13 protein-coding genes are annotated in these 13,282 nt (G+C 38.7%); 9 read left to right on the forward strand and 4 right to left on the reverse strand.

The window, feature by feature from the left end; translation table 11 throughout:
• The first annotated feature begins 182 nt into the window (after positions 1 to 182).
• A complete protein-coding gene (locus tag PR725_RS06430; protein ID WP_004911225.1) occupies positions 183 to 461 on the forward strand; it encodes a hypothetical protein in 279 nt (92 codons plus the stop codon).
• Between the two features lie 176 nt (positions 462 to 637).
• Here the strand turns inward: PR725_RS06430 and PR725_RS06435 are convergent, their stop codons facing one another.
• Positions 638 to 859 carry a DUF2594 family protein gene (locus PR725_RS06435; RefSeq protein ID WP_102138673.1) on the reverse strand — a complete coding sequence of 74 codons (222 nt, stop codon included), beginning with the start codon at positions 857 to 859 and terminating at the stop codon, positions 638 to 640.
• Between the two features lie 369 nt (positions 860 to 1,228).
• On the opposite strand from PR725_RS06435, the gene PR725_RS06440 reads away from it, so the two are divergent.
• The 4 genes from PR725_RS06440 to PR725_RS06455 all read left to right on the forward strand — a co-directional run bounded on the left by PR725_RS06440 (position 1,229) and on the right by PR725_RS06455 (position 5,817).
• Positions 1,229 to 2,428, forward strand: coding sequence for a sugar transporter (locus PR725_RS06440; protein WP_110731964.1), 1,200 nt, complete (start codon positions 1,229 to 1,231; stop codon positions 2,426 to 2,428).
• A gap of 138 nt (positions 2,429 to 2,566) precedes the next feature.
• Entirely contained in the window at positions 2,567 to 2,899 is a 333-nt protein-coding gene (locus PR725_RS06445; protein WP_004911220.1) for an SMR family transporter, read from the forward strand.
• 47 nt (positions 2,900 to 2,946) lie between these two features.
• Positions 2,947 to 3,246, forward strand: a complete 300-nt coding sequence (locus PR725_RS06450) for a DUF333 domain-containing protein (protein WP_004911219.1) — start codon at positions 2,947 to 2,949, stop codon at positions 3,244 to 3,246.
• A gap of 288 nt (positions 3,247 to 3,534) precedes the next feature.
• The gene (locus PR725_RS06455) at positions 3,535 to 5,817 is read left to right on the forward strand and encodes an FdhF/YdeP family oxidoreductase (protein WP_267747975.1); all 2,283 of its coding nucleotides are present in this window, start codon (positions 3,535 to 3,537) and stop codon (positions 5,815 to 5,817) included.
• Positions 5,818 to 5,874: 57 nt separating this feature from the next.
• Here the strand turns inward: PR725_RS06455 and dsbB are convergent, their stop codons facing one another.
• Positions 5,875 to 6,390, reverse strand: coding sequence for a disulfide bond formation protein DsbB (dsbB, locus tag PR725_RS06460; protein ID WP_004911215.1), 516 nt, complete (start codon positions 6,388 to 6,390; stop codon positions 5,875 to 5,877).
• A 150-nt stretch (positions 6,391 to 6,540) separates the two neighbouring features.
• Positions 6,541 to 8,091, reverse strand: a complete 1,551-nt coding sequence (gene nhaB / locus PR725_RS06465; RefSeq protein WP_109913260.1) for a sodium/proton antiporter NhaB — start codon at positions 8,089 to 8,091, stop codon at positions 6,541 to 6,543.
• A 221-nt stretch (positions 8,092 to 8,312) separates the two neighbouring features.
• Here nhaB and fadR point away from each other — a divergent pair, with 221 nt between their 5' ends.
• Positions 8,313 to 9,029, forward strand: coding sequence for a fatty acid metabolism transcriptional regulator FadR (gene fadR / locus PR725_RS06470; RefSeq protein WP_004911211.1), 717 nt, complete (start codon positions 8,313 to 8,315; stop codon positions 9,027 to 9,029).
• Between the two features lie 93 nt (positions 9,030 to 9,122).
• Here fadR and PR725_RS06475 read toward each other — a convergent pair whose 3' ends face one another.
• Positions 9,123 to 9,473 (reverse strand): hypothetical protein, encoded by a 351-nt coding sequence (locus tag PR725_RS06475; protein WP_004911208.1) that lies wholly within the window; start codon positions 9,471 to 9,473, stop codon positions 9,123 to 9,125.
• A gap of 444 nt (positions 9,474 to 9,917) precedes the next feature.
• Between PR725_RS06475 and PR725_RS06480 the strand changes: the two genes are divergently transcribed.
• The 3 genes from PR725_RS06480 to PR725_RS06490 all read left to right on the forward strand — a co-directional run bounded on the left by PR725_RS06480 (position 9,918) and on the right by PR725_RS06490 (position 13,245).
• Positions 9,918 to 11,219: a D-amino acid dehydrogenase gene (locus PR725_RS06480; RefSeq protein WP_110731963.1), complete on the forward strand. Its 1,302-nt coding sequence runs from the start codon at positions 9,918 to 9,920 to the stop codon at positions 11,217 to 11,219.
• 60 nt (positions 11,220 to 11,279) lie between these two features.
• Complete coding sequence (alr, locus tag PR725_RS06485) at positions 11,280 to 12,359, forward strand: alanine racemase (protein WP_004911204.1); 1,080 nt, start codon at positions 11,280 to 11,282, stop codon at positions 12,357 to 12,359.
• 133 nt (positions 12,360 to 12,492) lie between these two features.
• The gene (locus PR725_RS06490) at positions 12,493 to 13,245 is read left to right on the forward strand and encodes a MipA/OmpV family protein (RefSeq protein WP_004911202.1); all 753 of its coding nucleotides are present in this window, start codon (positions 12,493 to 12,495) and stop codon (positions 13,243 to 13,245) included.
• Positions 13,246 to 13,282: the final 37 nt, after the last annotated feature.

A 13,282-nucleotide genomic window follows, 5' to 3' on the forward strand; every position in this document is an offset into this window, starting at 1 on the left:
TTCATTTTAATAGTGAAGCTTATTATTTCGTCAATATCTCCCGTTATTCATCAATCTTCTCTATGGATAGTATGTAAATCATATATTTTTATAGGTAAAATCACGGAATTGCGTTAAATGCGCTATGCTTATAATAGATCGTGTAAACCATACGTATTTTATAAATTAAACAAGGGGATAGAATGGATATTCTTGAGAAAACGTTATTATTTGGTAATGATTTTTTGACAACGACAAACCCCGCTAGGTTAGTTCCGTTTAAATTTGAGATCTATCGTTCTGAGCAAGGTTTTTACCATCGGGTGTATAAGCAAGTTGGTATGTCAGGGGCTAACTTTGGACAAACGTTTCAAGTGTGGGCTTTTGAAGAGCAAAAAAGTTGGGATAAGCAAACCGACGATACAACAGTTGATGAATACATTCAGCATTGCCAAGATATTTATAAACGCAATAATACATAAGCTGTAGAAAAAAAAGCCCCCTTCATAGGGTTCTGAAGGGGGAGCTAAATGAATAAAGAATGGTTTAATTCATGAATAAAGATAGATGATTTTCACGATTAAAACTTAGTTATTTGTGCAGTTTAAACCACTTAACAGTAGGTATATCCTTAAAATAGCATTTATCGCTAAATAATCTATTGGCGATACCCTGTTTTTATCTGTTCTAACGTATTTTTGTAGGTTTCTGCTTGCTTTTCGTCTTCCATTTGTGCAATTTCGCGCTGCATCTTAATTAAGATTTTACCTGCATCCGCTTGGCCGATAGCTTTTAGCATATGTGTCAGTAAATTTTTAAGACAAGTCACTTCATCCGCTAAAGTATTAACGTTAGGTTCAGTTGGAAAATGGTTTTTCATTAAAGCGGTCCTTTGAGCATAAAAAATAATAGTGAGATTGTAGCATAGAAAGTAATGCGATGTGTTTTCAGATAACTGAATGTAATAAATATTCAGATAAGTGGCTTAAATTTAAACAAATAGTTAAATGGTATAGTTGGGGAAATAAAAATAAGTAGGCATGATATTTTTCTTGCCAATAGCTCAAGGGAACCTTTATGAGTAATGAAAAATCGTGATACAATTCACAAAAAAGTGTTGTTAGCAATATAGATTGCTCAGTAACGACTCAATCCTGTACTAAATACCAATATCCTTTCGCAGCATTTTTTACATACGGTTAAGCCGTTGGCATCTATTATTTGTGGGAAAGTGAAGGCTAAGAGAAATATGACGCAAGTTTCTAGAAAAACAGCTTGGATCCGTGTAATAGCATTAGCAGTTGCTGCATTTGTTTTTAACACAACAGAGTTTGTGCCTGTTGCATTACTCAGTGATATTGCAAAAAGCTTTGACATGACGGTCGCACATACTGGATTAATGATAACAATCTACGCGTGGGTTGTGGCTTTGATGTCGTTACCTTTGATGCTATTAACCAGTAAAATAGAGCGTCGCAAATTATTAGCTTTCTTATTTGTTATCTTTATTGTTAGTCACATCATTTCAGGGTTTGCGTGGAGTTTTGATATTTTAATAGCAGGGCGTATTGGTGTCGCTTTATCTCACGCAGTCTTTTGGTCAATTACGGCATCTTTAGCTATTCGGGTTGCTCCTGCGGGTAAAAAAGCTCAAGCACTTGGGTTATTAGCGACGGGAACGGCATTGGCAACAGTATTAGGTCTTCCTCTTGGCCGTGTAGTTGGGCAATTCTTAGGTTGGCGAGCGACATTTTTAGGTATTGGTGTTATAGCATTGTTCACTATGGTTGTGTTGATTCGCTTTTTACCACGCTTACCAAGTGAACATTCAGGCTCGTTAAAAAGTGTGCCGATGCTATTCCACCGGCCAGCACTCGTTGGAATGTTTGCGTTAACCGTTTTGGCAGTTACTGCGCATTTTACGGCTTACAGTTATATTGAACCTTTTGTTCGCGAAGTTGCCTTACAAAGCCAAAACTTTGCCACTTTACTACTACTGATTTTTGGTGGAGCGGGTATTGTTGGAAGTGTAATATTTAGTCGCTACAGCAGCAAATTTTCATTATCATTTTTACCTGCAGCAATCGCATTTATGACGATTTGCTTATTATTATTGATGCCATTAGGTAGAGATGTTTGGTCGTTGATTATGTTATCAGTGTTCTGGGGAATGGCCATGATGTGTATTGGTTTAGGAATGCAAGTTAAGGTCATTGATTTATCTCCAGATGCCACCGACTTGGCTATGTCAATTTTCTCTGGAATTTTTAACATTGGCATTGGTGCTGGCGCACTGTTAGGCAATCAAGTTATTGTTCATATGGGAATGACCCAGATTGGTTATATTGGCGGTGCGATTGGTGTCATAGCATTCATTTTGTGTGTCTTTTTATTCAAGCGCTATAGTGAGTCTCTTAACGATAGAGTAGACGTTGCCGCAAATCACTAACTCGCATTCTCATCATGAAGTCGAGATGAAAGCTCTGTGTTATTTTAATGATAAACAGAGCTTTTTATCGTTATCTGAGTAAATAATCAAAAAAGTGATAAGTTTTATCATAACTAATTCTAATAACAAGGAAATATAATGAAGGGGCTGGGTTTTTTATTAATGTCTATTATTGCCGAAGTCATTGCAACGACAACACTGAAGGCGTCTGATGGTTTTAGTCGTTTTTGGCCATCGTTGATTGTTATTATCGGTTATGCAGTCTCTTTTTGGGGGCTTTCGCAGGTAGTAAAAATCATGCCATTGGGTATTGCTTATGCAATTTGGTCAGGTTTAGGGATTGTATTGGTTTCTGTCGCTGCAATTTTTATTTACAACCAAAAACTCGATTTACCTGCAATTATTGGTATGCTATTAATTATTATTGGTGTCTTAGTCATCAATCTATATTCAAAAAGCGGCGGGCACTAAGCGGTTATTGCAGAATGTTCAGGCAGCATCTTTGGAGAAGCAGGAAAATGAGGCATAGGGTTAATCAATTTTTTAAACCAGTACTAACAATGTTACTCACTGGGGCTATATCTGTCATGCTATCTGCGTGTGGTAGCTCAAACATAGATAATTCTGTGGAACATTCTGCGAGTCAATATGCTCAACAAGTGGTCAATTTAGGCCCTGGGGCACAAGAGGCCTGTGTTTCAGCGGGTGGGTTACCAGCGCTCACATTAGAATTAAATGGGTCACAAACAGCTGTATGCCAATTTGCGAATGGTAAACGTTGTGCTGTTGACATTATACAATCGGGTGCTTGTATATAACTCTTCTTTTTATGAAGTTAATTAACCTTTTATTAATCATTAATATGAGGTTAATTAACTATATGTATTCATTTAAATTAGTTTTGTTTTAATATTTATCTTTTCATTTATTGAGTTGTATTTTCATTTCTTATTCTTAAGTCGTCTAATTACGAGCATCTATTTAAGTGCTTATTTTAATTATTGATATTTAACGATGATATTACTAATATTAAATAACAAAGAATATTTTAGATAATTATAAAAGCACATATAAAGACATTTACATTTATTAAAGAGTAATGCCAAATGAAAAAGAAAATTGAAGAGTATGATGGCCCCGCTGCCGGTTGGGGGGCTGTAAAAGCAGTTGCAGAAGCATTACGTGGCCAAATGAAAGTGGGTCATGACATAATTGCGATGTTTGAAATGAATAAGGTAGACGGCTTTGATTGCCCTGGCTGTGCGTGGCCTGACCCAGTACATACGGCGTCATTTGATATTTGTGAGAATGGTGCAAAAGCAATTGCTTGGGAAGCAACATCTAAAAAAACAACGCCGGAATTTTTTTCTAAATATACTGTAACAGAATTACTTGAGTGGGATGATTTTCATTTAGAGGATGAAGGGCGTTTAACTCACCCCATGAAATACAATTCACAAACAGATAAATATGAACCTATCGAATGGGAAGATGCATTTCAACAAATAGGTACGCGTTTACAAAGTTATTCAGACCCAAATACTGTTGAATTTTATACATCAGGTCGAACTTCAAATGAAGCCGCATTCTTATATCAGCTACTTGCTCGTGAATATGGCACAAACAATTTCCCTGATTGTTCAAATATGTGCCATGAACCAACGAGTGTTGGTCTTGCTGACTCTATTGGTGTCGGCAAGGCGACAGTATTGTTGGACGATTTTGATAAAGCGGATTTAGTTATATGTATAGGTCATAACCCTGGGACTAACCACCCGAGGATGTTGAGCTCATTGCGTGAAGTTTCTAAACGTGGTGCTAAAATCATTGCCATAAATCCTTTAAGAGAGCGTGGTCTTGAACGTTTTACCTACCCGCAAGACGTGGTAGAAATGCTCACGTTAGAGTCTACTCCTTTAGCTGGACACTATTATAAAGTTCGTGTTGGTGGAGACACTGCGTTACTTAAAGGTGTGATGAAGTTATTGATTGAAAAACACCAAGCTGCAGTCGATGCCGGAAAAGAGCCTATTCTTGATACTGAATTTATATCAACTCATACACAGGGTTATGAAGCTTTAAAAAATGACTTACTGACAACGAGTTGGAAAGATATTTTAAGGGTTTCTGGCTTACCGCGTGAGTCTATCGAAGAGATTGCGGATCTTTATATTGAGGCAAAAAGTACCATTATTTGTTATGGCATGGGGATCACTCAGCACGAGCATGGTACGCAAAACGTTCAGCAACTCGTTAATTTATTACTACTGAAAGGTAATATTGGTCGGGAAGGTGCGGGAATTTGCCCTCTGCGTGGTCATTCGAATGTTCAGGGTGATAGAACCGTTGGTATTACGGAAAAACCGTCAAAAAGCTTTTTAGACAAAATTGAACAACGATTTGGTTTTAAACCACCAAGCGAATTTGGTCATGCAGCCGTCGCGAGCATGCAAGCCATTTCTGAAGGAAAAGCGAAGGCTTTAATCTGCATGGGCGGAAACTTAGCAGTTGCCATGCCAGATAAAGACGCTTGTTTTGCAGGTATGAAAAAGCTTGATTTAGCGGTGCACACAGCAACTAAACTAAATCGCTCCCATTTATTAACCGCTAAGCAGACATTTTTATTACCTGTATTAGGTCGCAGTGAAATAGACAGGCAAAGCAGTGGTGTGCAATGTGTGACCGTAGAAGACTCAATGTCGATGGTTCACGCTTCAAAAGGTTTACTTAAACCGTGTAGCCCTTATCTTAAATCTGAGTGTGCGATTATTGCAGGGATAGCTAAAGCGACAATACTGCAGAGTAAAGTTGAATGGGATGATTTTATCGGCAATTACGATTTAATTCGTGACGCAATGGAAGCGGTATTACCTGGTTTTGATGATTATAATGCACGCATTAAAATACCCGGAGGATTCCATCTGACTAATGCGGCTTCTGAGCGTCGTTGGTTAACGCAATCAGGCAAAGCTAACTTTGTACCGACAGAAGGTGTTATTGAAGACCCGAACTCAGCAGTTAACAGTGAACTCATTTTGGCAACATTACGTAGCCATGACCAATATAATACTACAATTTATGGATTAAATGACCGATATCGCGGTGTGTTTGGGCAACGAGATGTTGTTTTCATCAGTGGTGCAGAAGCCCAAAAACAGAAGTTACAAGCGGGAGATAAAGTGAATCTCATCGCATTAGACCGCGAGCAGAAACCAACAAAACGCCGTTTAGATAACCTCACTGTGGTGATTTATGATATGGCAGACCGTAGTGTTGCCACTTATTTCCCTGAAGCTAATAATTTAATTTCGTTGGATAATTTCGACCCGCAATGTGGTATTCCTGCGTATAAAAATATCCCTGTGAAATTAGAACGAGTCATTCAATAGGTTAATTTTATTACTTAGGAACCCCAAATGTTGAATATAACATTTGGGGTTTAAAGGCTATTTTTTGGCTGGGAAGAACTGGCTGATGATAACAATGATTGCAACTAAGAGATAAGCCACGAAGATACCAATTAACCATTGTGGCATATCAAGCCCTAAGAATGCCCACTGTCTAACGGCACAGTCACCCGTAGCTTCGAATACTGCTGGTACCCACTCTTGTAATGGTAACCAATCAGGGAAATTAACGAAGAAATCACATGATGCAAATGGTGAAGGATAAAGTTGTAGCATGGTATGCTCCCATGCAAGGTCTAAACCGCGCCAAGCAGAATAAACCCAAATAAGAATAGCAACCCAGCGTATGACCATGTTCCGTGGTGCTATCGCTCCAATTAAGCCAGCAACCATAATGCCAAGTAATGCAACACGTTCATAGATACACATAACACAGGGTTGTAGTTTCATAACATGCTGAAAATATAAAGCCGCGCACTCGAGCATAAAGGCAATAAATGCCATGAGTAGCCAAGCGCCTCTTCCTTGCGAACAGTAGTTAAAAAATCTGAACATACTTAGTATCCTAATTGAGTAATGCGCACATTTTGCCCCTATCGGCCCGATAAAAAAAGCAATTAAAGTGAAATAATGCAATTTTAGAGAGGGTTTTACCTAACATTACAATTAGCCGTATTGGTGCACGGCTAATTGTTTAAAGTATAGTTATTGTGCGAACGTAATCAACCCGATGCTTTCCATCCAATGTGTGATGGGAACTAGCCAGAATTCAACCCCTAATAGCCCAACAATGGTCATTACGAAGGTATATGGCAGTGCCATCCACACCATGCGGCCGTAAGATAAACGGATCAGAGGTGATAACGCAGACGTTAATAAAAACAAGAAGGCAGCTTGCCCATTAGGTGTTGCAACAGAAGGGAGGTTAGTCCCTGTATTTATTGCGACAGCTAATAATTGGTATTGTTCCGTTGATACTAAACCTTCATTTGCCGCTTTTAAGGCTTCAGTAATATAAACCGTCCCTACAAATACGTTATCTGACACGGCAGAAAGTAGGCCATTAAACAGATAGAACAATGATAATTGTGACGATTCAGAGGATTGCAACACAAACTGAATAAATGGAGTGAATAATTGCTGGTCAATGATTACAGCAACAATGCTAAAGAATACGGTCAGTAATGCGGTAAATGGTAACGCTTCCTCAAAGGCTTTACCTAGCGCGTGCTCCTCTGTGATACCACAAAATGCGGTTGTCAGTACGATGACGGATAGGCCAATAAGACCAACTTCCGCTAAATGGAAAGCAAGGGCGACAATTAGCCAAATACCAATTAAGCCCTGAATGACCAACTGCGCAAGATCTTTTTTGGTGCGTTTCGCCGTCAGTTTTTTATCGTGCTCAGTTAAAATCTGACGCACAGAGTCTGGAAGTTCAGCACCGTAGCCAAATAACTTGAATTTTTCCACAACAAAACAGACGACTAAGCCACAAATAAAAACAGGTATAGTGACAGGCGCCATGCGGATATAAAAGGTAATGAAATCCCAGTCAACATGTTTAGCAATGATGAGATTTTGTGGCTCACCAACCATAGTCATGACACCACCTAGCGCGGTACCAATACCAGCATGCATCATTAAACTACGTAAAAAAGCCCTAAATTGTTCGAGGGTTTGTTTTTGTTCTGCACTTTTAATGAAACCATCATTTTGCAAGTCTGTGTTGCTAGGTTGATTAGAGGCATATTGGTGATAGATAGAATAAAAACCAATTGAAACACTAATGACGACAGCAATAACGGTCAGTGCATCTAAAAATGCAGATAAAAATGCACTCGCCATACAAAAAGCAAGGGAAAGAATGCGTTTAGAACGCACGTTTATCAACAGTTTGGTGAATACAAACAGCAGCAATTGTTTCATGAAATAGATACCAGCTACCATAAAAATCAGTAACAAGATAACTTCAAGGTTATTGCTAATTTCATGTGAAATTTGTGCAGGGGTGGTCATGCCGATAATTACGGCTTCTATAGCGAGAAGGCCACCGGGTTGCAATGGGTAACATTTGAGAGCCATTGCTAATGTGAATATAAATTCAACAACTAATAACCAGCCTGCGACGAAGGGACTGATAAAATAGAAGATAATAGGGTTAATTATTAAAAATATAATAATTGCTAATTTGTACCAATCAGGCGAGTTTCCCAGAAAATTTTTCAAAAAAGCCGTTTTTAAACTAAAATCCATTATGGTTCGTTATCCTCTTTTATGCGGATGTCGTGTATTGTGCTATACATACTACTCTTATCTTTTACGGATTTTAAGCTTATTTGCTAATTGATAATGTATGAATTATATGGAAATTCTATGATTTGCTTCACTCTTTATTTTTAGTCTAACTATATCAGGTGATGACAATCTGGTATGATTTGCCCAATATCCGTCTAAATGTTTGGAATAATAAAAATATGGTTATTAAAGCTCAAAGTCCGGCTGGTTTCGCGGAAGAGTATATTATTGAGAGCATATGGAACAACCGCTTTCCACCAGGTTCAATTTTACCCGCGGAGCGCGAGCTCTCGGAATTAATCGGTGTGACACGAACAACCTTACGTGAAGTGTTACAACGTTTGGCTCGTGACGGCTGGCTAACCATTCAGCATGGTAAGCCAACTAAAGTGAATAACTATTGGGAAACGTCTGGCCTAAATATTTTGGAGACATTGGCTCGGTTAGATCACGATAGAGTGCCACAGCTAATTGATAATCTCTTGGCTGTACGTACCAATATCGCTGCAATTTTTATTCGTACTGCATTTCGTAACAACCCTGAGCAGTCATTGGAGGTTTTAGCGGGTAGGGAAAAAGTTGAAGATAATTCAGATGCCTTTAGTGATTTGGATTATAACGTGTTCCGTGGGCTGGCTTTTGCATCAGGTAATCCCATCTATGGATTGATCATTAATGGCCTCAAGGGGCTCTACACAAGGGTAGGCCGTTATTATTTTTCTAACCCAGATGCGAGGCGTTTAGCGCTGAACTTTTATCAGCAACTGGCTAATTTGTGTCGTGAACAAGCTTATGACCGTATTATGGAATGTGTCAGAAATTATGGTAAGGAAAGTGGCACTATTTGGCATAGTATGCAAGGTAATATGCCTAGCGACTTAGCACACATCCGCTAAATTCGAATGACTCTATCACCAATTAAACCAGCTGATAATTTTTGCGGCTGGTTTTTTTGTTTTTTAAGCTTTAAAACGGCTTGAGGCTAGTTGTCAATTATTGGGGCACGCACAGGACTTAGCAGCAAGTGTCGTGTCTGAATAATCCACTTTCTTGTGTGATAGGTCCAAATCCACTCTATCAGTCCAATCCTGACCATCGGGAAGCGGATGGTCAGTTTTAAATAAACAATGGTAATCAACCCTTACTGGATAACTGTCTATGACGATGGCAGGGCTGAGGCATACAGAAATAGGTTTAGTGCTTAAACAGATAATATCTCCTTTATCATAAACTTGTGTTCTTAAAACGAGAGATGATTTACAAAGTTCATCGGCAAGACTCATCCCTGCAGATAAAAATAAAATAATAAATAAGGTAAATAATTTTCTTTTTCTAATCATGGGGATACCCTAAATTCTTATTGATTAATAAGATGATTTGGTTAGTTTATTTCATTATTAAGATGACTAATTCGATGGAGCAGTCAAATTATCTATACAATCATAATTTAAAGAGATAAAAAAATAGCATCATTAGTTTTGTTAAATGTTGTTAAAAATGGTTAGCGACATAATGTTTCAATATTAAAGTATTAAATACTGAATTTATTAGTTAAAGAAATCATCAATAATTGATTTTATTGGATTAATACATTGAAAATCAATAGGATATTAAATAACCTTAAAATCTTCAGTGAGAATATTCATCTGTAATGTAAATGAGATGTGAATCAAAATGGATTTATTATCTGTATTGTTAAAAGTGTTAATTCACCATATTGGCAAATAATTCCTAGAATATTATCCTAAAATAAATGATGCATACTTTTATTTTGTGGGGAAGCTATGAAAATTCTAGTGTTAGGTGCAGGAGTGATCGGTGTAACAACAGCATGGTATTTAGCACAAGAAGGGCACGAAGTGCTGGTGGTGGATAGACAACATGATGTCGCAGAAGAAACAAGTGCAGCAAATGCAGGGCAAGTATCCCCTGGGTATGCAACCCCATGGGGAGCTCCCGGGATCCCCCTTAAAGCCGTGAAATGGATGTTTGAAAAACATGCACCTCTGGCGATACGCCCAGATGGAACGTTATTTCAGTTGCGCTGGATGTGGCAGATGTTAAAAAATTGCGATATTCAACATTATGCAATGAATAAAAGTCGTATGGTACGTATCGCCGAATACAGTCGCGATTGTATTCGCCAATTAAGAGCAGATACAGGTATCGAATATGAAGCTCGTCAGGGTGGTACCTTACAGCTTTTTCGTACTACTGAGCAGTTCGATAATGCAGCGAATGACATTGCAGTCTTACAGCAAGAAGGTGTTCCGTACGAACTATTAGCATCAAATGAATTAGTTAAAGCGGAACCTGCGTTAGAATTTGTCAAACACAAGCTCACCGGTGGGCTGCGATTACCCAATGATGAAACAGGGGATTGCCAGCAATTTACCAAAAAATTGGCAAAGATGGCACAAAATGCTGGAGTTCAATTCAAATTTGGTGGCCATGTAGAACAGATTTTAACAGAAGGAAATAAAGTTAGTGGCATTAAAATTGATGGTGAAATTTTGCAAGCGGACAGATATGTCGTTGCAATGGGCTCTTATTCTACTTCAATGCTACAAACCCTAGTTCAAATTCCGGTCTATCCACTCAAAGGCTATTCATTGACTATGCCAATTATCGATGAACAGCGTTCCCCAATGTCCACCATCTTGGATGAAACATACAAAATTGCAGTAACGCGGTTTGATCAGCGCATTCGAGTTGGTGGAATGGCTGAAGTTGTTGGTTTTAATTTGAATATCCTGAAAAAACGCTGCGAAACATTGAAAATGGTGGTACAAGATTTGTATCAAGGCGGTGGTGATATTGCACAAGCACAATTTTGGACGGGCCTGCGTCCAATGACACCAGATGGTACTCCAATAGTTGGGCCGACAGCATACGGTAATTTATATTTAAATACTGGGCATGGGACACTGGGTTGGACAATGGCTTGTGGTGCAGGGAAACTGCTGGCAGATTTAATTTCAGGGAATACACCGGAGATAGCGTCTGATGATTTATCGGTATTTAGGTATCTTGATGGTTTTAATACCAAGCTGACTACTCATGGTGATTTAACACCAGCACGTTAAGTGTTTGATATTTGATACTATTGTAATTTTAGAATTAATTAAACGTACTAAGGAATTAAAATGCCGCGCCCAATAAGTGCTGTCATTCATCTACAGAATTTACAACATAATTTGTCTGTCGTACGGCAACATGTTGGAAAATCAAAAATTTGGTCAGTTATGAAAGCAGACGGTTATGGTCACGGCATCAAGCAAATTTGGCCTGCGCTAAAAGAAACGGATGGCTTTGGGGTATTAGATTTTGATGAGGCCATTTTATTGCGAAAAGAAGGGTGGAAAGGGCCAATTCTATTGTTAGAGGGTTTTTTCCAGCCTCAAGATTTACAATTAATTGACCAGTATAATTTAACAACTAGTGTTCATAGTGAGTGGCAATTATTCGCCATTGAAAATGCCCAATTTTCATCACCAATTTCAGTCTATATTAAGCTAAACAGTGGAATGAATCGGTTAGGTTTTCCACCGAACGATTACGAAAATGTCGTACGACGGTTATCTAAAATGCCGAATGTACGTAGTTTAACGTTAATGAGTCACTTTGCTAATTCAGATACCAAAACCGGCGTTGCTGAGCCTTTTCAACAAATCCAGCAATTTGAACACTTATCTTTAGAAACCTGTATCGCAAACTCAGGGGCAACACTGTGGCATAAACACACCCAATATGATTGGGTCCGCACGGGTATTTTACTGTATGGTGCGTCTCCAAGTGGAAAAGCTACTGATATATCTGGGTTGGGCTTGAAGGCAGCGATGACTTTACAATCAGAAGTGATTGCTATCCATGAAATTCCAGCAGGTCAATCAATTGGTTATGGTAGCCGGTTTACATCAACTAAACCGATGCGTATTGCGACAGTGGCGTGTGGTTATGCCGATGGTTACCCTCGGCATGCTGCAAATGGAACGCCTGTATGGTGTAAAGGTAAACGTTGTGCGCTATTGGGCGCGGTTTCGATGGATATGCTGACAATTGACATCAGTGATTGTGACGATGTTAAGCTTGGTGAGCGAGTAGAGATGTGGGGGCAAAATTTACCGGTTGATGAGGTGGCGCAAGCCGCGGGGACAATAGGTTATGAGCTACTCTGTGCGCTTGCAAAAAGAGTTCCTGTTTCTTATAAAAATAAAGTAGAATAATTATTAATCAATCACGCTAAAAACAGTTAGAATTTAGCTTTAAATGTGATTTTGATTACGAATATTGGGATTATAGCTATATTGATATAACATATAGCGGTGATCTATTTCTCATTATTTTTAGGTTAAATATATGTCTAAAGCAATTAAATTAACGACACTTGCTGTGGCTTTGAGTGTGTTATCTGGGGCCGCGTTTGCTGGAACTTGGTCTGTTGGGGGGTCAGTATTAGCGCAATCAACACCTTATAAAGGAATTAAGAGCCGTGATTATGTCACGCCAGTGCCTATTGTTAATTATGACAGTGAGAACTTCTATTTTCATACATTAGCAGCTGGTTATTACCTATGGAATGATACGCAAGACCAACTATCATTAGATGCTTTTTATTACCCGCAATTTTTTAAACCTAAAGACAATGATGATAAAGCAATGCGTGAATTAGACCGTCGCCGTGATACGGTGATGACGGGGCTGACTTATCGTCATAACGCTGATTGGGGTACGCTGAGAACGAATATTTCTGGTGATATCCTAGGTATCAGTAATGGTATTCGTGGTGAATTCGCCTATCTGTATGGTTTTGAAGGTGATAAGTGGTCAATCACCCCAGGTCTTGGTATTAAATGGGATAGCAAGAACCAAAACCGTTATGAATATGGTATTTCTTCAAAAGAATCACGTAATAGCGGTTTAAAACGTTATAACCCAGGTTCAAGTTGGACACCATACGTTGAAGTGACAGGAAATTATCGCTTTGATGAAAATTGGACGGTATTTGCAATGGGCCGTGTTGACCGCCTACCAAGTGAAGTGAAAGATAGCCCAATGGTGAATAAAGATGTTTCCGCCATTATGTGGACAGGTGTCACTTACACATTCTAAGTTTGTTATCGAAAGTTAAATTATTGAGCCCCTGATA

The organism is Providencia sp. PROV255 (assembly GCF_028478065.1).
In the GTDB taxonomy this organism is placed as follows: Bacteria; Pseudomonadota; Gammaproteobacteria; order Enterobacterales; family Enterobacteriaceae; genus Providencia; species Providencia rettgeri.

Coding starts and splice junctions, on each gene's coding strand:
- PR725_RS06430 (WP_004911225.1), top strand. CDS start 183: ATGGATATTCTTGAGAAAACGTTATTATTTGGTAATGATTTTTTGACA.
- PR725_RS06435 (WP_102138673.1), bottom strand. CDS start 859: ATGAAAAACCATTTTCCAACTGAACCTAACGTTAATACTTTAGCGGAT.
- PR725_RS06440 (WP_110731964.1), top strand. CDS start 1,229: ATGACGCAAGTTTCTAGAAAAACAGCTTGGATCCGTGTAATAGCATTA.
- PR725_RS06445 (WP_004911220.1), top strand. CDS start 2,567: ATGAAGGGGCTGGGTTTTTTATTAATGTCTATTATTGCCGAAGTCATT.
- PR725_RS06450 (WP_004911219.1), top strand. CDS start 2,947: ATGAGGCATAGGGTTAATCAATTTTTTAAACCAGTACTAACAATGTTA.
- PR725_RS06455 (WP_267747975.1), top strand. CDS start 3,535: ATGAAAAAGAAAATTGAAGAGTATGATGGCCCCGCTGCCGGTTGGGGG.
- dsbB (WP_004911215.1), bottom strand. CDS start 6,390: ATGTTCAGATTTTTTAACTACTGTTCGCAAGGAAGAGGCGCTTGGCTA.
- nhaB (WP_109913260.1), bottom strand. CDS start 8,091: ATGGATTTTAGTTTAAAAACGGCTTTTTTGAAAAATTTTCTGGGAAAC.
- fadR (WP_004911211.1), top strand. CDS start 8,313: ATGGTTATTAAAGCTCAAAGTCCGGCTGGTTTCGCGGAAGAGTATATT.
- PR725_RS06475 (WP_004911208.1), bottom strand. CDS start 9,473: ATGATTAGAAAAAGAAAATTATTTACCTTATTTATTATTTTATTTTTA.
- PR725_RS06480 (WP_110731963.1), top strand. CDS start 9,918: ATGAAAATTCTAGTGTTAGGTGCAGGAGTGATCGGTGTAACAACAGCA.
- alr (WP_004911204.1), top strand. CDS start 11,280: ATGCCGCGCCCAATAAGTGCTGTCATTCATCTACAGAATTTACAACAT.
- PR725_RS06490 (WP_004911202.1), top strand. CDS start 12,493: ATGTCTAAAGCAATTAAATTAACGACACTTGCTGTGGCTTTGAGTGTG.